Annotated in this window: 21 protein-coding genes and 1 pseudogene; 12 read left to right on the top strand and 10 right to left on the bottom strand. The window is 67.2% G+C overall.

Annotation, left to right across the window (positions count from 1 at the left end):
- Positions 1 to 19: 19 nt before the first annotated feature.
- Complete coding sequence (locus HG421_RS15555; RefSeq protein WP_343204236.1) at positions 20 to 1,369, top strand: sensor histidine kinase; 1,350 nt, start codon at positions 20 to 22, stop codon at positions 1,367 to 1,369.
- Here the strand turns inward: HG421_RS15555 and HG421_RS15550 are convergent.
- From HG421_RS15550 to msrB, 6 genes are all read right to left on the bottom strand, one after another.
- Positions 1,351 to 2,037: a response regulator transcription factor gene (locus tag HG421_RS15550; RefSeq protein WP_169708224.1), complete on the bottom strand. Its 687-nt coding sequence runs from the start codon at positions 2,035 to 2,037 to the stop codon at positions 1,351 to 1,353. The genes HG421_RS15555 and HG421_RS15550 overlap by 19 nt on opposite strands.
- Before the next feature lie 181 nt (positions 2,038 to 2,218).
- Positions 2,219 to 2,503, bottom strand: coding sequence for a DUF4031 domain-containing protein (locus tag HG421_RS15545; protein WP_169707150.1), 285 nt, complete (start codon positions 2,501 to 2,503; stop codon positions 2,219 to 2,221).
- 8 nt (positions 2,504 to 2,511) lie between these two features.
- The gene (locus tag HG421_RS15540; protein ID WP_169707149.1) at positions 2,512 to 3,096 is read right to left on the bottom strand and encodes a hypothetical protein; all 585 of its coding nucleotides are present in this window, start codon (positions 3,094 to 3,096) and stop codon (positions 2,512 to 2,514) included.
- Between the two features lie 265 nt (positions 3,097 to 3,361).
- Complete coding sequence (motB, locus tag HG421_RS15535; protein WP_169707148.1) at positions 3,362 to 4,525, bottom strand: flagellar motor protein MotB; 1,164 nt, start codon at positions 4,523 to 4,525, stop codon at positions 3,362 to 3,364.
- A 10-nt stretch (positions 4,526 to 4,535) separates the two neighbouring features.
- Positions 4,536 to 5,390: a flagellar motor stator protein MotA gene (gene motA / locus HG421_RS15530; protein WP_003489127.1), complete on the bottom strand. Its 855-nt coding sequence runs from the start codon at positions 5,388 to 5,390 to the stop codon at positions 4,536 to 4,538.
- Positions 5,391 to 5,632: 242 nt separating this feature from the next.
- Positions 5,633 to 6,097: a peptide-methionine (R)-S-oxide reductase MsrB gene (msrB, locus tag HG421_RS15525; protein ID WP_169707147.1), complete on the bottom strand. Its 465-nt coding sequence runs from the start codon at positions 6,095 to 6,097 to the stop codon at positions 5,633 to 5,635.
- Between the two features lie 340 nt (positions 6,098 to 6,437).
- Between msrB and HG421_RS15520 the strand changes: the two genes are divergently transcribed.
- A complete protein-coding gene (locus HG421_RS15520) occupies positions 6,438 to 6,866 on the top strand; it encodes a hypothetical protein (RefSeq protein ID WP_169707146.1) in 429 nt (142 codons plus the stop codon).
- An 87-nt stretch (positions 6,867 to 6,953) separates the two neighbouring features.
- On the opposite strand, the gene HG421_RS15515 is transcribed toward HG421_RS15520, so the two are convergent.
- Positions 6,954 to 7,433 (bottom strand): Lrp/AsnC ligand binding domain-containing protein, encoded by a 480-nt coding sequence (locus tag HG421_RS15515; protein ID WP_005992148.1) that lies wholly within the window; start codon positions 7,431 to 7,433, stop codon positions 6,954 to 6,956.
- Positions 7,434 to 7,580: 147 nt separating this feature from the next.
- On the opposite strand from HG421_RS15515, the gene HG421_RS15510 reads away from it, so the two are divergent.
- Together HG421_RS15510 and alr are read left to right on the top strand one after the other, a co-directional pair.
- Complete coding sequence (locus tag HG421_RS15510; RefSeq protein WP_169707145.1) at positions 7,581 to 8,870, top strand: D-amino acid dehydrogenase; 1,290 nt, start codon at positions 7,581 to 7,583, stop codon at positions 8,868 to 8,870.
- A pseudogene (gene alr, locus HG421_RS15505) lies at positions 8,870 to 9,964 on the top strand (alanine racemase); the annotation flags it as partial. The gene HG421_RS15510 and the pseudogene alr, both read left to right, overlap by 1 nt.
- A 626-nt stretch (positions 9,965 to 10,590) precedes the next feature.
- On the opposite strand, the gene HG421_RS15500 reads toward alr, so the two are convergent.
- Entirely contained in the window at positions 10,591 to 11,166 is a 576-nt protein-coding gene (locus tag HG421_RS15500) for a DUF3016 domain-containing protein (protein ID WP_169707144.1), read from the bottom strand.
- A 248-nt stretch (positions 11,167 to 11,414) separates the two neighbouring features.
- Between HG421_RS15500 and HG421_RS15495 the strand changes: the two genes are divergently transcribed.
- The 5 genes from HG421_RS15495 to HG421_RS15475 all read left to right on the top strand — a co-directional run bounded on the left by HG421_RS15495 (position 11,415) and on the right by HG421_RS15475 (position 16,239).
- Entirely contained in the window at positions 11,415 to 11,861 is a 447-nt protein-coding gene (locus HG421_RS15495) for a hypothetical protein (protein ID WP_169708223.1), read from the top strand.
- Positions 11,848 to 12,138, top strand: coding sequence for a hypothetical protein (locus HG421_RS15490; protein WP_169707143.1), 291 nt, complete (start codon positions 11,848 to 11,850; stop codon positions 12,136 to 12,138). Before HG421_RS15495 ends, HG421_RS15490 begins: the two co-directional genes overlap by 14 nt.
- Before the next feature lie 125 nt (positions 12,139 to 12,263).
- Complete coding sequence (locus HG421_RS15485) at positions 12,264 to 14,297, top strand: hybrid sensor histidine kinase/response regulator (RefSeq protein WP_169707142.1); 2,034 nt, start codon at positions 12,264 to 12,266, stop codon at positions 14,295 to 14,297.
- Between the two features lie 209 nt (positions 14,298 to 14,506).
- A complete protein-coding gene (locus HG421_RS15480) occupies positions 14,507 to 14,812 on the top strand; it encodes a DUF3247 family protein (RefSeq protein ID WP_169707141.1) in 306 nt (101 codons plus the stop codon).
- A gap of 89 nt (positions 14,813 to 14,901) precedes the next feature.
- Entirely contained in the window at positions 14,902 to 16,239 is a 1,338-nt protein-coding gene (locus HG421_RS15475) for a PQQ-dependent sugar dehydrogenase (protein WP_169707140.1), read from the top strand.
- A 411-nt stretch (positions 16,240 to 16,650) separates the two neighbouring features.
- Here HG421_RS15475 and HG421_RS15470 read toward each other — a convergent pair whose 3' ends face one another.
- Positions 16,651 to 16,911 (bottom strand): hypothetical protein, encoded by a 261-nt coding sequence (locus HG421_RS15470; RefSeq protein WP_169707139.1) that lies wholly within the window; start codon positions 16,909 to 16,911, stop codon positions 16,651 to 16,653.
- A gap of 147 nt (positions 16,912 to 17,058) precedes the next feature.
- Between HG421_RS15470 and HG421_RS15465 the strand changes: the two genes are divergently transcribed.
- Genes HG421_RS15465 through HG421_RS15455 form a run of 3 tightly spaced genes read left to right on the top strand, consistent with a single transcriptional unit; the run spans position 17,059 to position 19,513 of the window.
- Positions 17,059 to 18,126: a class I SAM-dependent methyltransferase gene (locus tag HG421_RS15465; protein ID WP_169707138.1), complete on the top strand. Its 1,068-nt coding sequence runs from the start codon at positions 17,059 to 17,061 to the stop codon at positions 18,124 to 18,126.
- The gene (locus HG421_RS15460; protein WP_169707137.1) at positions 18,123 to 18,836 is read left to right on the top strand and encodes a pseudouridine synthase; all 714 of its coding nucleotides are present in this window, start codon (positions 18,123 to 18,125) and stop codon (positions 18,834 to 18,836) included. The genes HG421_RS15465 and HG421_RS15460 overlap by 4 nt, the downstream gene beginning before the upstream one ends.
- On the top strand, positions 18,833 to 19,513 hold the full coding sequence (locus HG421_RS15455) for an HAD family hydrolase (protein WP_169707136.1): 681 nt from the start codon (positions 18,833 to 18,835) through the stop codon (positions 19,511 to 19,513). Before HG421_RS15460 ends, HG421_RS15455 begins: the two co-directional genes overlap by 4 nt.
- A gap of 168 nt (positions 19,514 to 19,681) precedes the next feature.
- On the opposite strand, the gene HG421_RS15450 is transcribed toward HG421_RS15455, so the two are convergent.
- The gene (locus HG421_RS15450; protein ID WP_169707135.1) at positions 19,682 to 20,488 is read right to left on the bottom strand and encodes an SDR family oxidoreductase; all 807 of its coding nucleotides are present in this window, start codon (positions 20,486 to 20,488) and stop codon (positions 19,682 to 19,684) included.
- Positions 20,489 to 20,564 lie beyond the last annotated feature (76 nt).

Here is a 20,564-nt window from a genome sequence, read left to right as displayed (position 1 = left end):
CGTTCCGCGCTGGCTGGAGATGCGCTGGAACAAGCATCCGATCGACCGACGCCAGATCGCTTTCCTGCAGGTGCTGCTGATTGCGATCGCGCTGTACAACCTGGGCGATGTCGGGTTCTTTCTGTACGTTGCCGGGCCGAATCGGTTGCATGCCCGGCCCGATCTTGCCTGCGCGTTGGTCGGCACCGTGCTCACGGCGCTGGGCGCGTTGGCGAGTGTGCCGCTGATCCGGAGCGGCCGCAGTGCGATCGGGGTCAAGGTCTTCATTACGGCGGCATTGATCGGCACATTCGTCACCTATGTACGGGTCGATGTCTACGATCTGATCACCAATCCGATGCCGGTGATCGCATTGGTGCTGGCCGGCATGGTGCTGGGACGCGACGGCCTGTGGCGCGTGTTTGCGATGTTGGCGGCGGTGTGTCTGCTGGCGCTTGCCGTGCAGGTAGTGTGGTTCCCGCCGCCGCGTTCGACCTGGGGCAACGTCGGCCTGGGTGTCGTTACCGTCGCGGTCTATCTGTTGATCACCCTGGTGCTCGATCGCACCATCGCCGCGCTGCGCGACAGTCTGGTGCAGTCGGAGCGGCGCAGGTGCGAGCTGGAGGCGGTCAATCGCAAGTTGCTGCGCGAAATGGCCGAGCGCGAGCGTGTCCAGGAACAGCTGCTGCACACGCAGAAGATGGAGGCGCTGGGCCGCCTTGCCTCCGGCGTCGCACACGACTTCGACAACCTCATCAACGTCATCATCGGGTTTGCGCAACGCCGCGATGCCTTGGAAGGCTACGGCGAGGCCCCGCTGCTCAAGACCCTGGAAAACATCGAGGCTGCCTCGCGGCGCGCGTTGACCGTCAGCCGCAGGATCCTCAACTTCGGCCGCGCCGAACCCGGCATCGCGCGGTTATTCGACGCGCGCAATGCATTGCTGGAGATGGAGCCCACGCTGCGGCAATTGTTCGGGCACGAGGTGAGGTTGCACAGCATCGCGCCTGGCCCGCCGCTGTGGATCGCAATGGACCTGGACGAACTGGAGTTGGCGCTGCTCAACATCGCCGCCAACGCACGCGATGCGATGGACGGCCCCGGGGTTTTCCGTATCGATGGCGACCAACACGACGGCATGGTCATGCTGGCGCTGTCGGACACCGGCCCGGGTATTCCCGAAGCGTTGCTCGGGCGTATTCTGGAGCCGTTCTACACCACCAAATCGCCTGGCAAAGGCACCGGCCTGGGGCTGTCGGTGGTCAACGAAATCGTCATTGCGGCGGGTGGGCGCGTTGAGGTCGGCAACACGCAAGGCGGCGCTTGCATCCGGCTGCTGCTACCAGCGGCGGCAGCGCCGCTGCGATCCGATCAGTTGGCCAGCAGATAACCCATTCCGCGCGAGGACAGCAGCGGGAATGGTGGCGCATCTATAGCGGTAATGCGGGCGGCCTTGCGCCGCAGGCGATGGATGAGCATTTCCAGACGGTGCAGATCGAAATCGCTGGCGTGCTTTTCCAGCGCCGCCACCAGTGCGTTGCGCTCCACCGCCTGGCCTCGCTGTGCATCCAGGCAGCGCATCAGGCAGCGTTCGAGCGAGGTCAGCACGACAATCCGCGCATCCGGCGCCACCAGGCACCAACCGTCCGATTCCAGTCGCCATGCCGGCTTCGCCGCCGTGCTGGCGTCGTTGGGCCGCAAGCGCCGCGCCAGGTTGCGCAGGGTCAGCGCCAGGATCTCCGGGTCGGCCGGCTTGCGCAGGAACGCATCGGCACCGCTGCTGAGCGCATGCACATGATCGGCGCGCCCACGGTTGCCGGTGAGTACCACGATACCCAGAGCGTTGAATAGCGACCGCAGATGCGCCACCACGCTCAGGCCGCTCTCGTCCGGAAGCCCGAGGTCGAGCACGACCATGTCGAAGGTCTGCTCCAGCATCAGCCGATACAACGCCCCGGCCGTGCCGGCACCACTGACCGAAAAGCCGAATTCCTGCAATCCCGGAATCAGGATGTCGTCGCGCAGCACGTCGTCGTCCTCGAGTACGGCGATGCGCAACAGGCAGAGGGTGTCGTCGGACGGCGAGACACGGACAGGCACTGCAACGGCTCCAAGAAGGTAGGTCGTTTGGATAGTGACAGGCCGATAGCCCTTGCTCAAAAGGCACCTGCGCCAGTCCCGTCGGTGAGTGCGTCGCCAGCGTCATCGCGTTGCAGCGATGCGGCTGTCGGGTGCGGCGTTACGGCACCTCGCCCCGCGCCTGCGCTCGCGCGTTGGCGATCAAGGCCTTGAGCAGTGTACGGTCGGTGTGGCGGGAAATGGGAATGGCGCCCAGGGCGATCGCCTCGGCGCGCAGCGGAGAGGGTACGTCGTAGTGCGCGCCGCTGAGTTTGTTCTGGAAGGCGCGGCGGGGGATGCCCAACCGCGCCGCCATGGCATGCAGCTCGTCCAGGGTGTCGCCGAGCAGGTGCGCCCAGCGCTGATCGCGCCACAGGTGCACTGCATCGTCGACGTAGACGGCCATCGGCCGGGTCAGGCCTTCTTCTTGGAGGTCTTGGACTTGTTGCCGGCGCTGTCGTCGCTTGCCTCGTCCGTGGCTTCCTCGGCGGCGTTGTCGACGGCGTCTTCGGCGTCGCTGCCTGCATCCTCGCCAGCGGCGTCGTCGGCCACGGCATCGCTGCCGTCTTCGCCTGCCTCGCTGTCGGCGTCTTCGTCGCCGTCTTCATCGGCATCGGCGTTCTGGAACTCGGACACCAGCTTGGTCAGGTATTCCTCGGCGGTCTGGCCTTCGTCGGCGGCCAGGTCGTCGATCATCTGCTGCAGCCGGGTCGAGTATTCCAGCGAGATGGTCTTGCCTTCGGCTTCCTGCAGGTTGGCCAGGTGCTTGAGCATGGCCAGCATCGGCACCGGGTTGTCGGCGCTGCCCATGGTCTGGCCGCCGATCGACAGCATCCACTCGCTGCCGCCCTGCAGGCCGATGGCGGCCACGACGCGCCCTTCGGCGTCCTGCAGCACGGCGTGGTTGGTGACCTGGGGCGCCTGGCCCAGGCGGGCGAAGGGGCGCTTGGGCTGCTGCTTCTTGCGCTTGTCGCGCTTGGCCTTGGAATTGCGGGACACGGTGTTCTCGACGCTGGGAATGGCCGGCCATTCTAGAGGGTGCGCCGCACGATGCGATGAGCGGCGCGTGGAGGTGGCGGTGCGAGGGCGGCAGCGCCCGGATCGAGGCGGCACCGGTGCGGCGGATCATCGCGGCCGCGGCATCGGTCTGGCCCGGATCTGGTCCGGTCATCCATCGGATGCGTCCGGCTGGTACGGGTCACCAGGCACGGCCGGCGAGCAAGGCCGGCGACTCACTGCCGGCGTCAGCTGCCGCGGCGGCGGCTCACTGCGTAGACGGCGCGGCTTCCACTGCCACTCGCGGTGCGGCGACGGCCGCTTCGGCCGCCCTGGCGAGCGCGGCGGCCGAGGCCACCTGGGCACTGGAGGACACCCGCGGTGCGCCAGCGCGCGGCGCGGCGGCGGCGGTCGCTGCCGGTGCTGGTGCCGGTGCGGTCGTGGTCGGCGCGGCGCCGTCTGCGGGCTTGCCCACGGTTGCGGTGCCGGTGGCCGCCGCGCCGCTCAGGTCGGGCACATGGGTGTCCGCATCCGGAATCGGCTTGCCCAGTGCCACGCCCTGGCCGGCACCGGCGAGCGCGGCCTGCTCGGCGTCCTGGGTCATCACCACGATGCTGATGCGGCGGTTCACCGGGTTCTGCGGGTCGGTCTTGTCGAACAGCACCGACGAGGACAAGCCCACCACGCGCGTGACCTTGGCATCGGACATGCCCCCGCCCACCAGCGCGCGGCGCGCGGCGTTGGCGCGGTCTGCGCTGAGTTCCCAGTTGGTGTAGCCGGCATCGCTGCTGTAGGCGGTGGTGTCGGTATGGCCGGTGATGCTGATGCGGTTGGGCACCTGATTGATGAAGCTGGCCAGCTCGCGCAGGATGTCCACCGTGTACGGCTTGAGCTGGTCGCGGCCGATGTCGAACATCGGGCGGTTCTGTTTGTCCACGATCTGGATGCGCAGGCCATCGGGCGTGAGGTCCAGCAGCAACTGGTCCTTGAACGGCTCCAGCGCCTGGCTCTTGTCGATGGCTTCCTTCAGGTCCTGCATCAGCGCTTCCAGGCGCCGCTTGTCCTTGGCACGGCTGTCCACGTCGGTGTCGGCCGCGTTGTCGCGCTTGCGGCCCATTTCGTCCTTCTGCCCCTTGGCCATGTCGGCGGTGCCGCCGAGCTTGATCATCGAGGTGCTGGCGCCGCCGGGGCCGTTCATGCCGGGCGAGGGCGCCGGCGACTTGCCGGACAGCGGGCTGGGATTGCGGAAGTATTCGGAGATCGCCGCGCGCTGTTCCTTGGTGGTGGCCGCCATCAGCCACAGCACCAGGAAGAAGGCCATCATCGCGGTTACGAAGTCGGCAAAGGCCACCTTCCAGGCGCCGCCATGGTGGCCGCCGCCCTGCACCTTCTTGACCCGTCGGATGATGACGGTGGATTTGGCCTCGGCCATGACGGTGGCCCTACTTGATCGTCTTCAGGTGCGTTTCGAAATCACCGAAGCTCGGGCGCACGTTGGAGGGCAGGGTCTTGCGCGCGAATTCCAGCGCAATCTTCGGGTTGTAGCCACGCAGGCAGGCCAGCAACGCGGTCTTGACCGCTTCGTAGATGCGCCCGTCCTGTTCGGCGCGCGCTTCCATCGCCGCCGACAATGGCGACACGAAGCCATACGCCAGCAGGATGCCGAGGAAGGTGCCGACCAGCGCGGCACCGACGTGGTGGCCGATCTCTTCGATCGGCCCGCCGATCGAGCCCATGGTGATCACGATGCCCAGCACCGCGGCCACGATGCCGAAGCCGGGCAGGCCGTCGGACACCTTGCTCAGCGCATGCGATGGCGCCAGGGCTTCGTGATGGTGTTTTTCCAGTTCCAGTTCGAGCAGCGGTTCCAGCTCGTGCGGCTCGATGTTGCTGCCGATCATCAGGCGCAGGCAGTCGGTGATGAAGTCCAGCAGGTGATGGTCGGCCACCACCTTGGGGTAGTTGCCAAAGATGGTGCTGTCCTGCGGTTTCTCGACGTGGTCTTCCAGCGCCATGAAGCCGTCGCGGCGGGCCTTGTTCAACAGCTCGTAGATCAGGCTCAAGGTGTCCTTGTAGTCGTCGGACTTGTATTGCGGGCCCTTGAACACGCCCATGATGCCGCTGAGGGTTTCCTTGACGATCTTGCCCGGCGTGCTGACCAGGAACGCGCCCAGCGCCGCGCCACCGATGATCATCAGCTCGTAGGGTTGCCACAACGCGCCCAGCTTTCCGTGCGACAGCACATAGCCGCCGAGGACGCTGACGATGACGACGATGAAGCCAACGATGATGAGCATGGCGCAGCCGGAAGCAAACTGGGGTTGCTAGTGGTTTCGGCTTGCGCGGCCGATTCTTGAAGCGCGCGGCGTGAAGATGTGCGCTGTAACTGAACGTTCAGCCGATTGTCGTGGCGGCCTCATGCACGCAGTCGATGGCCTTGCACCGGCCAGCGGCGGCGTCGCTCCGCCGGCACGTTCCCGGGACGGGTTGCCCTGGGCACGGCACACCGCGCCGGGGCCAGGGCCAGCCCGTGCAGCGGTCAGGCCGGCTGTGCCTCGGCGCCTGCGCGCTGTAGCGGGTTGGGCAGCGGCTGGCCGTTTTCGGTGAAACCCAGCGACACCGAGTTGAGGCAATGGCGCTCCCCGGTCGGCGGCGGGCCATCCGGGAACACATGCCCTAGGTGACTGTCGCAGCGCGCGCAGACGATCTCGGTGCGGATCATGCCGTAGCTGGTATCGCGGATCTCGCGCACATGCGCGGCATCGTAGGGCGCGAAGAAGCTCGGCCAACCGGTGCCGGAATCGAACTTGGCGCTGGAGCGGAACAGCGGCAACCCGCACAGGCGGCAGGTATAGACGCCCTCCAGTTTGTTGTCCAGGAACACCCCGCAGAACGGCGCCTCGGTGCCGTGGTGCAGCAGTACGCGCTGTTCCTCGTCGCTGAGCCCGGCGATCAGGGCGTCGCGCTGGGCGGGGGAGGGCGGGGTGAGATCGAACTGGCTCATGGGGCTCTCGCATACGCGCGCTGGCGGCGTGCCGGCGTCTGCCCCTGTGATGTGGGCGCCGGGTGGGTGGTTCAACCGGTGGACCTGTTCAACAAGTCAAACGTGCTACTGGAGAGCCCGCTGCTTCGCACGCACCCTCATCCGGCGCTGCGCGCCACCTTGTCCCCCATGGAGGAGGAGGATGTCCCGGCGGGAGAAGGAAGCGGCCTGCGGGTAGGTTGGCGTCTTCGCACTGCAACGACCTGACGAAAGCGTTCATCCCCTGGCGGGTTGCGTGCATTGCCGCAACCTATCTGCGCCCCAATTGATGAATCACCCCCGATCACTCACGGTGCCTGTCATGGCGATCCATTCTTCAATGCGCGGCGTGGTGTTGTGCGGCCTGCTCGGCATGGCCGGTGCGGCGCTGGCGCAGTCGGCGACCAGTACGCGCTCGTCCAATACCCTGCAGCCTATCGCCACCCCGGCACCGGCGCAGCCCAAGGTGGCGCCGCCGCGTGCACTGCAGCCGTCCAATGCCTTGCCCCCGGTGCCTTCCCAGTTGAGCCAGCGCCCGGCCGCACCCAGCATTCCCACCCGCGGCCCGGCGGCCACACCGGTTGCCCCGGCGGGCAGCGAGGTGCCCACGGCCACGCCGATGGTCTATGACCGCAATGGCCGGCTGCTGCAGGGCATGCAGCCGGCCGGTCCCAACCGGGTGCTGGATACCAAGACCGGCCGCTACTACGACGCGGTACCGGCCGGCGACGGCATGCGCGTGGTGCGCTGACTGGCAGCAGGCATCGCAACCGCCGCGACCTGCAACGCACCATCCGCCAATCCCCAATCCCCAATCCCCAATCCCCAATCCCGAATCTCAGCCCTCAATCGGCAACGCCAGGGTCTCCTTGACCTCTTCCATCACGATGTAGCTCTTGGATTCGCGCACATGCGGCAAGGTCAGCAAGGTGCTGCCGAGCAACTTGCGGTAGGACGCCATTTCGCTGATACGCGCCTTGAGCAGGTAGTCGAAATCGCCGGAGACCAGATGGCATTCCAGCACGTTGGGCAGCTTCAGCGCGGCGCGGCGGAATTCTTCGAAGATGTCGCCGGACTTGTAGGCCAGGCTGATCTCCACGAACACCAGCAGGCTGGCCTTGAGGTAGTGCGGGTCCAGCCGCGCGTAGTAGCCGGTGATGGCGCCGTCGCGCTCCAGCCGGCGCACGCGCTCGGTGCACGGGGTGGTCGACAGACCGACGCGTTCGCCCAGTTCGGTGAACGAAATCCGCCCCTCCTGCTGCAGGATGCGCAGGATCTTGCGGTCGATCTTGTCCAGTTCGCGCGCGCGGGTAGCCATGGGGTTTGTCTCCACAAGGTTTGGCAGGAAGTTTCACTGCAAAGGCGGTCTGATTCCAGAAATCGCACTGCCTGGCTCGCAATATACTGCGGCTAACTGTCTCCCTCAGCGTCTGGTTGTGGGGGAATACCCTTTCAGGAGAGCGACATGCGGGTGCTCATTCTCGGTAGCGGCGTCATCGGCACCACCAGCGCGTGGTATCTGGCTCAGGCCGGCTGCGAGGTCACCGTGGTCGATCGCCAACCGGCAGCGGCGCTGGAGACCAGCTACGCCAATGCCGGCCAGCTGTCGTTCGGCTACACCTCGCCGTGGGCCGCACCCGGCGTGCCCGGCAAGGCGGTGAAGTGGCTGTTCGAACAGCATGCGCCGCTGTCGATCCGCCCCACCCGCGACCTGCGCCAGTTGGCGTGGCTGAGCCAGATGCTGCGCAACTGCACCGCCGAGCGGTATGCGGTGAACAAGGCGCGCATGGTGCGCATGTCCGACTACAGCCGCGACTGCCTCAATGCATTGCGTGCCGACACCGGCATCGAATTCGAAGGTCGCCAGCTTGGCACTACCCAACTGTTCCGCACCCAGCAGCAGCTCGATGCGGCCGCGCAGGACATCGAGGTGCTGGCCCAGTACGGCGTGCCGTACGAGCTGCTGAGCCCTGCGCAGATCTCCCAGTACGAACCCGGGCTGGCCGGCGGCGGCGCGCAGATGGCCGGCGCGCTGCGCCTGCCCGAAGACCAGACCGGCGACTGCCGGCTGTTCACCCAGCGCCTGGCCGAGCTGGCCGCGCAGGCCGGGGTGCAGTTCCGCTATGGGCAGCAGATCGAGCGGCTGCAGCATGCCGGCGGTGAGATCACCGGCGTGCAGATCGATGGCCGCATCGAGACCGCCGACCGCTACGTGCTGGCGCTGGGCAGCTATTCGGCCGACCTGCTGCTCTCGCTCGGCCTGCATCTGCCTGTGTATCCGCTCAAGGGCTATTCGCTCACCATCCCGATCGTCGATGCGCAACGCGCGCCGACCTCCACCGTGCTGGACGAGAGCTACAAGATCGCGCTCACCCGTTTCGACGACCGCATCCGCGTCGGCGGCATGGCCGAGGTGGCCGGCTTCGATCTGTCGTTGAATCCGCGTCGTCGCGCCACCCTGGAGATGGTGGTCAACGAGCTGTTCCCCGGCGGCGGCGATCTGGCCCAGGCCGAGTTCTGGACCGGCCTGCGCCCGGCCACCCCGGATGGCACCCCGGTGGTGGGCGCCACCCCGTTCGCCAACCTGTTCCTCAATACCGGCCACGGCACGCTGGGCTGGACCATGGCCTGCGGCTCCGGACGCTACCTGGCCGACCTGATGCAGGGCCGCACGCCCGAGATCGATACCGAGGGGCTGGACGTGTTCCGCTACCTGTCCCCACGCAGCGCGCGCCCGCAACGGGAGGCCGCGTAGTGCGTCCTGCGCAAGCGTTGATCGACCTGGACGCGTTGCGTCACAACTACCGCCTGGCCAAGCAGTTGGGCGGCAGCAAGGCGCTGGCGGTGGTGAAGGCCGATGCCTATGGCCACGGTGCGGTGCGCTGTGCGCAGGCACTGGAGCCGGAAGCCGACGGCTTTGCGGTAGCCTGCATCGAAGAAGCGCTGGAACTGCGCCAGGCCGGCATCCGTGCGCCGATCCTGCTGCTGGAAGGCTTCTTCGAACAGGACGAACTGCGCCTGATCGCCGAGCACGATCTTTGGACGGTGGCGGCCACCCCGCAGCAGGTGCGCGCGCTGGCCGGGTTCCAGAGCCCGCGGCCGCTGCGCATCTGGCTGAAGCTGGATAGCGGCATGCACCGGCTCGGCCTGTCGCCGGAGGATTTTCGCGCCGCCTGGCTGCGCCTGCACGGGCTGCCGCAGATCGCCTCGGTGGTGTTGATGACCCACCTGGCGCGCGCCGACGAACTGGAGTGCAGCCGCACCGACGAACAGGCGGTGGCCTTCGCGCTCACCGCAGGCGGCATGCGCGCGGAAACCAGCATCCGCAATTCGCCCGGCCTGCTCGGCTGGCCGGCGCTGCGCAACGATTGGTCGCGCCCGGGACTGATGCTGTACGGCGCCAACCCCTTTCCGCACGACACCGAGCTGACCGCGCAGCTGCGCCCGGTGATGACGCTGCGCTCGCGCATCATCTCGGTGCGCGAGCTGCCGGTTGGCGAGCCGGTGGGCTACGGCGCCCGCTTCGTGGCGCAGCGGCCAACCCGCGTGGGCGTGGTGGCGATGGGCTATGCCGACGGCTACCCGCAGTTCGCGCCCAATGGCACCCCGGTGCTGGTGGACGGCCAGGTCTGCCCGCTGATCGGGCGGGTCTCCATGGACATGCTTACGGTGGATCTGACCGATCATCCGCACGCCGATATCGGGACGCCGGTGCAGCTGTGGGGCGACGCCCCACGGCCTGGCACCCTGGCCGCGCACTGCAATGTCAGCGCGTATCAGCTGTTGTGCGGGCTCAAGCGCGTACCGCGCGTGTATGCGGGCGAGGCGGCGGTGGGCGAAATTTCGGCCCAGATGCATTCCCTTCTCCCACCGGGACAGTGTCCCCCTTCATGGGGAGAAGGGCCCGGAAGGGGGCGTGATCGGTAGCTGCTGATCGGTAGCTGCGGCGTTCTTCCCTTCTCCCACCGGGACATTGTCCTCCTTCATGGGGGGAGAAGGTGGCGCGTAGCGCCGGATGAGGGTACGGGCGCAGCCTCGTGCGGTTGGACGTAGCGAGGGCTTCGCCCCGTACCCTCACCCCAACCCCTCTCCCGGCGGGAGAGGGGCTAGAGCCCGGCTTCGAGAGCTTCCCTTCTCCCACCGGGACATTGTCCTCCTTCATGGGGGAGAAGGTGGCGCGTAGCGCCGGATGAGGGTACGGGCGCAGCCTCGTGCAGTTGGAACGCCACGATGGCTTCCCAACGTATCTCACCCCAACCCCCGCTCCGCGCCCGGCCTGCGCGCGCTCCGAGGCACACGCGCCTGTGGCGCGCAAGCCATGCCTTCTCGTCCCGCAGGGAGCGGGCTTTAGGACGCAATCTCATGGTGTGGATGCGTCACTGCTGTCGCGCGTCCATAAACAAAAACGGCGCGTTGGCACGCGCCGTTACCTTTCGAGGTCTAGCTGGTTTGGCGGCGATATCCGCACCAAACCATCACAACCCAGCCGTACTGCGATCGCCACGAAACTGTTTACGCAGCCAGTCGTCGATCATCGCTTTCTCAAAGCGCAGCGGATCGCTGTCGGTCAGCCGCGGGCCGCTCATCAGGAACGCGGAATCCACCAGTTTCCGCTCGCCCTGGTCGATCACCCGGCCATCGGCGGTGGTGAGCGTGTAGGTGAAACTCAGGCGCGGCGGATAGATGTCCTTGACCACGCGCACATCCTGCAGGCGCGGGCCATGCCAGGGCTCGTACTGGCCAGCGCGGCGGATGTCGGTGATGGTCACGCTCAAATGCTGGCCCTCGGGCAGCTGGCGCGCGGCGCTTTGCTGGAAATGGGTCGCCAGCTGGGTGACCCAATCGCCGCGCTGCGCTTCCCAGCGATTGCCGCTGAAACGGATATCGGAAAACTCGGCCGGGTCGGTCCAGCGCACATCCACCTTGCCATCGCTGGCCAGCGCCCGTGGCGCCTGCGGGTCGGTGACGGTGCGGACGCGGGCCTGAACGCCGGTAGCGGCAAGCAACCCTGCCAGCAACAGGCCGGCGCCGGAAACACTGGAACGTTTCATGGAAAGCCTCCAAGCGTGCGGTACGTCGCGTACCGTGCGTTCGTGCAATGTGGGGGCGCACCGGAAGGCCTGCAATACGCGCAGTGCCGCGGCTGGCAGGGCGTTGCCGCCCGGTTAATCCGCGCGCTGGACGCCGTGACGGTGGGTTCACCGCGCCTGCGCCTGTGCTTCACGGGTCAGCCCGGAAGATCAACGACATGGACACCCACTCTTACCGCACAAAGTCAGCTTCTTCGGCGCCGGCGCATATGCCGGCGGACGTGCGCCTGCAGTTCATCGACTGGGCAAAGCAGCATGGGCACAACCCTGTGACCGGGGCTGCCGCCTTTGTTGCGCTGCAGAGCGAGGTGGACCTGGACCTGGCCACCCGCACGCTGCGGCTGGACCCAGGTACCGACCCGCGGGATGCCTTGCGCAATCACCTGGCCGCGCTGGCACGCCAGGTCGATGTAGCGGTGCAGTTTCCGCCAGTCTATGCCTACACCGCCGCCAACGGCCTGGAATACCGCTATTCGTTGATGCTGGTCATCGCCGAGGACTGCGTCGAGTGGACCGGGCGGGTCTGGCAGGACCTGGACTACCAGGGCATGCTCACCGGCCGCGGGCAGGGACCGCGCGCCAACTACACCCAACTGGCGCGCATGGCGCTGGAACACGAGCTTGATCAGGAGCGTCCCCGTTATGTCCAGGCATGAACTCGAGCTCGAGTTGCCCCTCGCCGCGCAGGTCGCCACGGCCGGGGATGGCTTCAGCCAGCGCTGCCGCAGCGAATGCGCCGAATTGGGCTTGTCGCGGGTACGGTTGCTGCTGCTGGATGCCGACTATGCCCGCTCCACCGCCTGGCGCGAGGAAGCGCAGCGCTGGATGGACGAGCAGCTGCGCCGCGAGGGGGAATGGGTGTTTCGCGGTGTGATCGTCGGCATCGTGGTGCTGGCGAGCTGTATCGCCCTGGCTGCCGCCACCCTGTGGTGATGATCCGCAAGCCCGTCGCTGCCGGGCCGCAGGTAACCGATCCGTGATCGCTGGTGGCCGCCTGTGCACCCGCTGACGACATCGGGCATGGTTTCATCTGCCCGTCATCCGCTCCGGCAGCATCCGTGGTTTCCGATTTGAGCACTTCCAGCCCCAGCCCCGATCTGGCCGCCGCGTTGCCGGCCGCCATCGCCGAGCCCTTCCTCGACCCGGGGATGTATCACGAGATCTTTCACAATATCGATGCCGGCTTCTGCGTCATCGATCTGGTGTTTGATGGTGACCATGCGGTTGACTACATCATCCGGATGACCAATGGCGCCTTCGAGCGCTACACGGGGCTGTCGAACGCATTGAATGTGTCCATCCGCAACATGCTGCCCGAGCATGAGCAGGAATGGTTCGACCGCTACGGGCAGGTGGCCCGCACCGGCAACCGCATCCACTTCGAAATGCAGGCCAAGGCGTTGCGCCGCTGGTACTCGGTGGACGCGTTCCGGGTGGGGCAGCCGGAACAGGCACGGGTGGCGGTGTTGTTCATGGACATCACCGAGCGCAAGCGCGTGGAGCGCGAGCTGGCCGAAAGCGAGGCGCGCTTCAGCGCGTTGGCCGACGGGCTGCCGATGCCGGTCTGGGTGCTGGATGCGCAGGGCGTGGTGCGCTTCGTCAACAGCGCCTACGGCGAATTCTTCGGCCTGGATATCTCCAGCGGCACGGTGTCGGCGTGGAGCGAGCTGCTGCATCCGGACGACCTGCCGATCTTCCAGTTCGAGCTGTCTGCCGCACTGGAGGATCAGCGCGGGCTGCGTGCGCTGGTGCGCGCGCGCCGTCACGACGGCCAGTGGCGCTGGATCGAAATGACCGCCACCCCGCGCTATTCGGCCGACGGGCGCTTCATTGGCCTGGCCGGCAGCAGCCCGGACGTGACCGAGCAGCGCGAGATCGAACTGGCGCGTGAGCAGCTGCTCGAATCCGAGCGCAGCGCACGTAACGAAGCCGAAAGCATGGCGCGGCTCAAGGACGAGTTCCTGGCCACCTTGTCGCACGAGCTGCGCACGCCGCTGACCACCATCCTGGGCTGGAGCGAGTTGCTGCTGCAGCGGGTCGAGGAAGGGCACGCCAACTACAAGGGCCTGTCGGTGATCGCCAGCAGCGCACGCGCGCAGAAGCGGCTGATCTCGGACATGCTCGATCTGAGCAGCATGTTGCTGGGCAAGGTGCAGCTGGAAGTCGAATCGCTGGATCTGGCCGAGCAGGTGCGCGAAGCGCTCAATACCCAGGAATTGGCCGCCGAGGGCAAGGACCAGGTCCTGCAACTGCATGCGCCGTCCACGCCGTGCCTGGTGCTGGGCGATGCCACGCGACTGCAGCAGGTGCTGTGGAACCTGCTCTCCAACGCGATCAAGTTCACTCCGGCACATGGCCGCATCGATGTCAGCATCGAGCGCGACGACGGCCATCTGCTGGTGGCGGTGCGCGATTCCGGCGACGGCATCGCCGCCGAATTCCTGCCGCATCTGTTCGGGCGGTTCCGTCAGGCCGACGGCACCACCACGCGGCAGCATGGCGGGCTGGGCCTGGGCCTGGCGATCGTGCAGCAGCTGGTGGAAATGCATGGTGGCCAGGTCGGCGCAAGCAGTGGCGGCCGCGGCAAGGGCGCCACCTTCACCGTGCGCCTGCCCGAACATGTGCCCGACCAGGGCAAACGGCCGCGGCGCGAGTTGCGCCGGCGCCTGATGTCCGAACAGATCGTCGAGGCGCGCGCGCTCAGTGGCTTGCGCCTGCTGGCAGTGGAAGATCAGCCGGACATGCTCGATTACCTGCGCCGGCTGCTCGAAGAGCAGGGCGCGGAGGTCGTCACCGCCGGTAGCGCCACCGATGCGCTGGCCTTGATCGATCATCGTGGCCACGCGCGCTTCGATGTGATGCTGACCGATATCGGCATGCCCGGCATGGATGGCTACGGCCTGATCCGGACCGTGCGCGAAAACCTGGGCCTGGACGCGCGTGCCTTGCCGGCGGTGGCCGTCACCGCACTGGCCCGCGATGACGACCGCAAGCGCGCGCTGGATTCGGGCTTTCAGGAGCATCTGGCCAAGCCGTATAGCGTGGCGCAGCTGGTCACTGCAGTGCGCGCGGCGCGCGAAGCGGCCGAGTAAGGCGAGGCAGGTCACGGGGTGTGCGCGGCAATCATCGGGCACCTGGGTCGGCCGTGTGGCTTCAGTGATAGTGATGCCTCTGCGCGAACTTGCCACGCGCACCAGGTATGCCGCCTTGGCGGCGAGCGTGTGAGCGAGTACGAGCAGGTTTGCTGCGCTTTTCACGCATGCTGGCCTAGCGTGATGCTCCGCGCCGATGGAGTGCCCCGATGCCCAAGTACGCCCCCCACGTGTATACCGAACAAGTGCAGATCGCCACCCTGGAGCATTGGGTCTCCCTGCTAGGGGGCCAGGAGCGGGTACGCGTCGAACTCGACGACGGCAGCCTGCTGAGCGGCACTGTTGCGGTGCGCCCCAGCATCCAGACCTATCTCGACGACAGCGATAACGAGGGCCTCAATGGCCAGCTGCGTCTGGATCAACTGGATGCGTCGCAGGAACCCCACTGGATCTGGATGGACCGTATCGTGGCCGTGCATCCGCTGCCGCCGGGTGCAGATCCACGCGGCGCCTGACGCATATGTCTTGACGATGTGTTTACTTCTTGCTGCGCTGTTGTCGGCATGATGACTAGCTGTCGCAACGGTTCAGGACTCTTTACGCAATGAATGCACCCGTGTCCACGCTGGTTCGCTGGCCGCTGTCGCTGATGGTCGTCGCCATTCTCGCCGGTTGCGGCGATACCGCCACGCTGGCCATCGAGCAGGGGACCGGACCGGACCCGCAGCTGCCCGAACCGGTGAAGCGCCTGATTCCCACGGTCAAGATCGCGCCGGTCAAGCGCTGGGCGGCCAATGCAAAGCCCATGGCTGCCGACGATCTGCAGGTCGGTGCGTTCGCGCGCGACCTGGATCACCCGCGCTGGGTGTACGTGCTGCCCAACGGCGATGTGCTGGTGGCCGAAACCGCCGAGCCGCCCAAGCCTGACAATGCCGACAGTGGTGGCGGCCTACGCAAGAAGGTGCAGGGCGCGGTGATGAAAAAGGCCGGCGCGGTCGTGCCCAGCGCCAATCGCATCACCCTGCTGCGCGACGCCGATGGCGACGGCGTGGCCGAAGTCCGCACGCAATTCATCAGTGGGCTGTACTCGCCGTTCGGCATGGCCCTGGTAGGCGACCGGTTCTACGTGGCCAATGCCGATGCGCTGGTGAGCTTTCCGTACACGCCCGGCGACACCCACATCACCGCCAAGCCCACCTTCGTGGCCAATCTGCCCGGCGGCTTGAACCATCACTGGACCAAGTCGCTGCTGGCCAGCGCCGATGGCAGCAAGCTGTATGTCGGCGTGGGGTCCAACAGCAACGTGGCCGAAAACGGCATGGAGGCCGAGCTCAATCGCGCCGCCATCCTGGAGATCGACCCGGCGACCGGCAGCAGCCGCGTGTTCGCCAGCGGCTTGCGCAATCCTGTAGGAACCGCATGGGAGCCGCAGAGCAAATCGTTGTGGGTGGTGGTCAACGAACGCGACGAAATCGGCAGCGATCTGGTGCCGGACTATCTGACGTCGGTGCGCGATGGCGGTTTCTATGGCTGGCCCTACAGCTATTACGGGCAGCATGTGGACGAGCGGGTGCAGCCGCAGAACGCCGAGCTGGTGGCCAAGGCCATCAAGCCGGACTATGCGCTGGGCCCGCACACTGCCTCGCTGGGGCTGAGCTTTGCCAGCGGCACGCTGTTGCCGGAGCGCTTTCGCCAGGGCGCCTTTATCGGCCAGCACGGCTCATGGAACCGCGACCCGCCCAGCGGCTACAAGGTGCTGTTCGTGCCGTTCGTGGGCGGCAAACCCAACGGCGCTCCGATCACCGTGCTGGATGGATTCCTGGATGCCGAGGGTAATGCGCAGGGGCGACCGGTGGGCGTGACCTCCGACAACATCGGCGCCTTGCTGGTGGCCGACGATGTGGGCAATGTGATCTGGCGCGTGACCCCGAAGACGCGCTGAACCCTCTGGCAGTTGGCCGTGCAGGCAGGCTGCTGCAATCTGCATGGTCTGGACCCTTCTCCCACTGGGAGAAGGTGCCCCGCAAGGGCGGATGAGGGCCGGTGCGCAGGCCGGAATTCAGCAGAATGCGCCTTGCTGGACCTGCTTCCTTATGCAGCACGCGCTATCTCCCAGCACCACAGGGTGCCATTCCACATATCCGCCTACCACCTTGGACGGTGCATCTGGCGCAAATGGCTGCCCCACGAGAGTCCGCGTGACGACCAGAAAAAACCGGGCAGATTCCCGGTTTTGGTTGACACCGGCATGCCGGCAATCGCTCCAACCCACGCTAGCGCGCATCGAAGGTACCGTTACATCGACACCGTTGATGCGAGACGCTTCAACGCCCGCGTCCATCATTACATCTGCTCAGCGTGGTGCTTCCGGTGATGCGCTGAACCGGCGCGCATAGCCGCGTTCTTCGGTGATACGGCTGATGTCGTCGTCGGCCATTTCCGGCGCACCGTAGACCGCATAGGCCACGCTGCCATCGTCGCGCTCGCCGATCTGGTGCAGGCGATAGCGAGGTCGACCGGCGCCGGTGTTTTCGGGGTAATGCAGCGGGGGCGGGGTGTCGTCCAGATCCATCTCGCTGTTGTCGACGACTCCACCTACGAACAGGGCTCGCATCGCATATCTCCGGTGTGGGCGTGATTCCAGCCTAGGCGGGCAGATGTTGCGTGGGCATCAATAGTCCGTATACGCATTGGAAGGGCGGCCGCGGGCGTCTGGCAGCGGTCCCTTACAATGGCGGCCCGTTCCCGACCCGATGATCCGATGGCTGGCCCGCACGATGCCCCACTTCAAGCGCTGTTCCTGCCGTTCGCCCAGGGCGCGCTGCCATGGCCGCAAGGGCCGGTGCTGTTCCTGCGCGCACGCGATGGCGTTGCGCTGCGCGAACATGCCGCGGCCGACGCGCTGATCTGCGAGCAGAGCTTTCGCCCGTTCGCGCAGGCGCTGGAGCACAGCGGCTGGCAGCTGCGCGAAGAACGCGAGATCGAGGCCGACAGCACCCGCTATGCGCTGGTGCTGGTCTTGCCGCCGCGTCAGCGCGACGAGGCGCGCGCGCTGTTTGCGCGGGCGGTGGCATTGACCGCGCCGGGTGGGCGCGTGGTGGCCTGCCAGTCCAACAACGAGGGCGCGCGCTCCGGCGAAGCCGATCTGCGCCAGCTCAGCGGCCTGGCCGGCAGCCTGACCAAGTACCACTGCCGCACCTATTGGACCGCGCCGCTGCCGGCCGCCACCGATGCCGCGCTGCAGGCGCGTTGGGCCGCGCTGGATGCACCGCGCAAGATCCTCGACGGGCGTTTCATCAGCCGCCCCGGCGTGTTCGCCTGGGATCGCATCGATCCGGCATCGGCGCTGCTGGTCGAGCATCTGCCGCCCACGCTGGCCGGGCATGGCGCCGACCTGGGCGCGGGCTTCGGTTACCTGTCGGCCGAAGTGCTGGCGCGTTGCCCCAAGGTCACCGCATTGGACCTGTACGAAGCGCAGGCGCGCGCGCTGGATCTGGCACGACGCAACCTGCAGGACAACCCGCACCCGGCGCAGCTGCACTATCACTGGCGCGACGTCACCGCCGGGCTGGCGGCCCAGTACGATTTCATCGTCAGCAACCCGCCGTTCCACACGCCCTCGCGCGCCGATCGCCCGGATATCGGGCAGCGCTTCATCGCCGTGGCCGCGCAGGCGCTGCGTCCGGGCGGGCAGTTGTTGCTGGTGGCCAACCGGCATCTGCCCTACGAACAGATCCTCAACGAGAGTTTCGGCCAGGTGCGCGTGGCCGCCGAGCGCGATGGCTTCAAGCTGATCGCCGCCACCCGCGGCCGTGGAGCGCGCGCATGAAGCTGGTCAAGCACATCGCCAACCTGGGCTATGGCAGCCGCAAGCAGGTGACCCAGCTGTTCCGCCAGGGCGCGGTCACCGACGTGCAGGGCGAGGTGCTGTATGCCGACGATCAGGTGGAGCACGACGCCATCCGCATCGATGGCGAGCCGCTCGATCCGCCGCCGGGGTTCAGCCTGCTGTTGCACAAGCCCGGCGGCTACACCTGTTCCACCAAGGACACCGGCCGGCTGATCTACGAGCTGCTGCCGCCGCGCTTCCGCCTGCGCGCACCGGTGCTGGCGCCGGTGGGCCGGCTGGACCGGCAGACCAGCGGCATGCTGCTGATGACCGACGATGGCGCGCTGCTGCACCGGATCATTTCGCCCAAGTCCGCGCTGGACAAGGTCTACGAGGTCACGCTGGCCGAGGACCTGCGTGGTGACGAGGCGGCGCTGTTTTCCAGCGGCACGCTGCTGCTGGAAGGCGAGACCAAGCCGCTGTTGCCGGCCGAACTGGAGGTGGCCGGTCCACGCCAGGCGCGGCTGACCCTGCACGAAGGCCGCTACCACCAGGTGCGTCGCATGTTCGCTGCCGCCGGCAATCACGTGGTCGCCCTGCATCGCAGCCGCATCGGCGGGTTGTCGCTGGACGCGCTGCCGTCCGGGCACTGGCGCGCGCTGGAGGCGGTGGACCTGGAAGTGCTGTTCGGCCGCGGAGCTGCCGCATGAGCCAGATCCCTCCGTTGCCGTTCCGCCCGCAGGCGGTGATCTTCGACATGGATGGTCTGATGCTCGACAGCGAGCGCGCCATCACCGCCTGTCTGGCGCAGGCCGCCGCCGACCAGGGCCTGCAGATCGAGCCGTCATTCTGGCTGCGCATGGTCGGCACCGGCGATGCGGCCTGCCGCCGGTTGCTGGGCGAGCGGGTCGGCGACACGGCTGCCGACAGCATGCTGGCGCACGCGCAAGGGCTTTATGCCGCTGCGGTCGAACGCGGTATCCCGCACCGGCCCGGCATCATCGCGTTGCTGGACTACCTGGCCGCGCAGGGCATGCCGCGTGCAGTGGCCACCTCCACCCAGCGCCCGCTTGCGCTGCGCAAGCTGGAGGCGGCCGATCTGCTGTGGCGCTTCGCGGCGGTATGCACGGCCAGCGATGTGGTCCATCCCAAGCCCGCACCGGACATCTACCTGCTGGCTGCGCACACGCTGGCGGTGGACCCTGCGCACTGCCTGGTACTGGAAGACTCGCCCACCGGCGTGCGCGCCGCATTGGCGGCCGGCATGACGCCGATCCAGATCCCGGACCTGCTCGAGCCCGATGCCGCAGTACGCGCGCTCGGCCATCGCATCCTGCCCTCGCTGGGCGATGCGCAGCGCCTGCTGGAAGCGCAACTTTCGGGCTGAACAGCGTGTGTCGGCGAGCGCCTGGACCGGCCTCCGGACCGCAGCGCTCACATCCCGGGCCCAGCCGCGTCGAGCGTGACGAACACCAAGCACCGGCAAGCAGGTGCGTCGCTGCGTGCCAGCACCGCGCTGCAGCCGCATCACCCAGGCTGCATCAGTAGCTTGCCCTTACGCGTACTGCATCTTGCGCGACATGCCGCCATCGACAACGAAGTCCTGCCCGGTAACGAAGCCGGACAGCTGTGGTGCCAGCAGATAGACCGCCAATTGCGCGATGTCTTCCGGGGTGCCCACCCGCCCGGCCGGATGCTGCGCATGATCGCGCCGCGAGAGTTTGGGTGCACGTCGACGCTGCGGGGCACGCCAGGCATCGGTGCTGATCCAGCCCGGGCTGATGCTGTTGACGCGGACCTGCGGGCCTTCGCTCACCGCCAGCGCATGAGTGAAGGCGACCAGGCCGCCCTTGGCGGCCGCATAGGCTTCGCTGTGCGGCTCCGATTGCCAGGCGCGGGTGGAGGCGATGTTGACGATCGCGCCACCACCGGGCGCCTGCGTCAGCGCAGGCAGCGCGTGTTTGCTGCACAGGAAGGCGCCGTGCAGGCTGGACAGCCGGCGGTTCCAGGTGTCCCAGTCCAGCTGCGGCAGCGCGGGGATATGCGGGTCGGGCACGCCGGCATTGTTGACCAGGCCATCGATCCGGCCGAAGCGTTTGAGCGCGGTGGCGATCAGGCGTGTGGCCTGCGTTTCACGCGCCGCATCGCACCGCACGAAGGCGCTGCGACGCGGTAGCGCCCATTCCTGCAGGCAGGCCTTGCCGGCTGCCGCGTCCAGGTCGCCGATCACCACGCTGCCGCCGGCACCCAGCACCGCCTGCGCAATGCCGCGACCGATGCCTTGCGCGCCGCCGGTGATCACCACCACGCGGTCCTGCAGCGGTGAGGGGTTCCATGTGGAAATGCCGGGAGTCAGGGCCATGGCATGCGCACCGTGCGGTAGGAGGCGGCACTGTAGCGCGCACGCTGTCAGCGCCCTGGCAACGCCGCGTGTATCC

This window comes from Xanthomonas campestris pv. badrii (assembly GCF_012848175.1).
In the GTDB taxonomy this organism is placed as follows: Bacteria; Pseudomonadota; Gammaproteobacteria; order Xanthomonadales; family Xanthomonadaceae; genus Xanthomonas; species Xanthomonas campestris_C.
The sequence above is the reverse complement of the archived record's forward strand: the minus strand, read 5'-3'. Positions and strand labels throughout refer to the sequence as shown.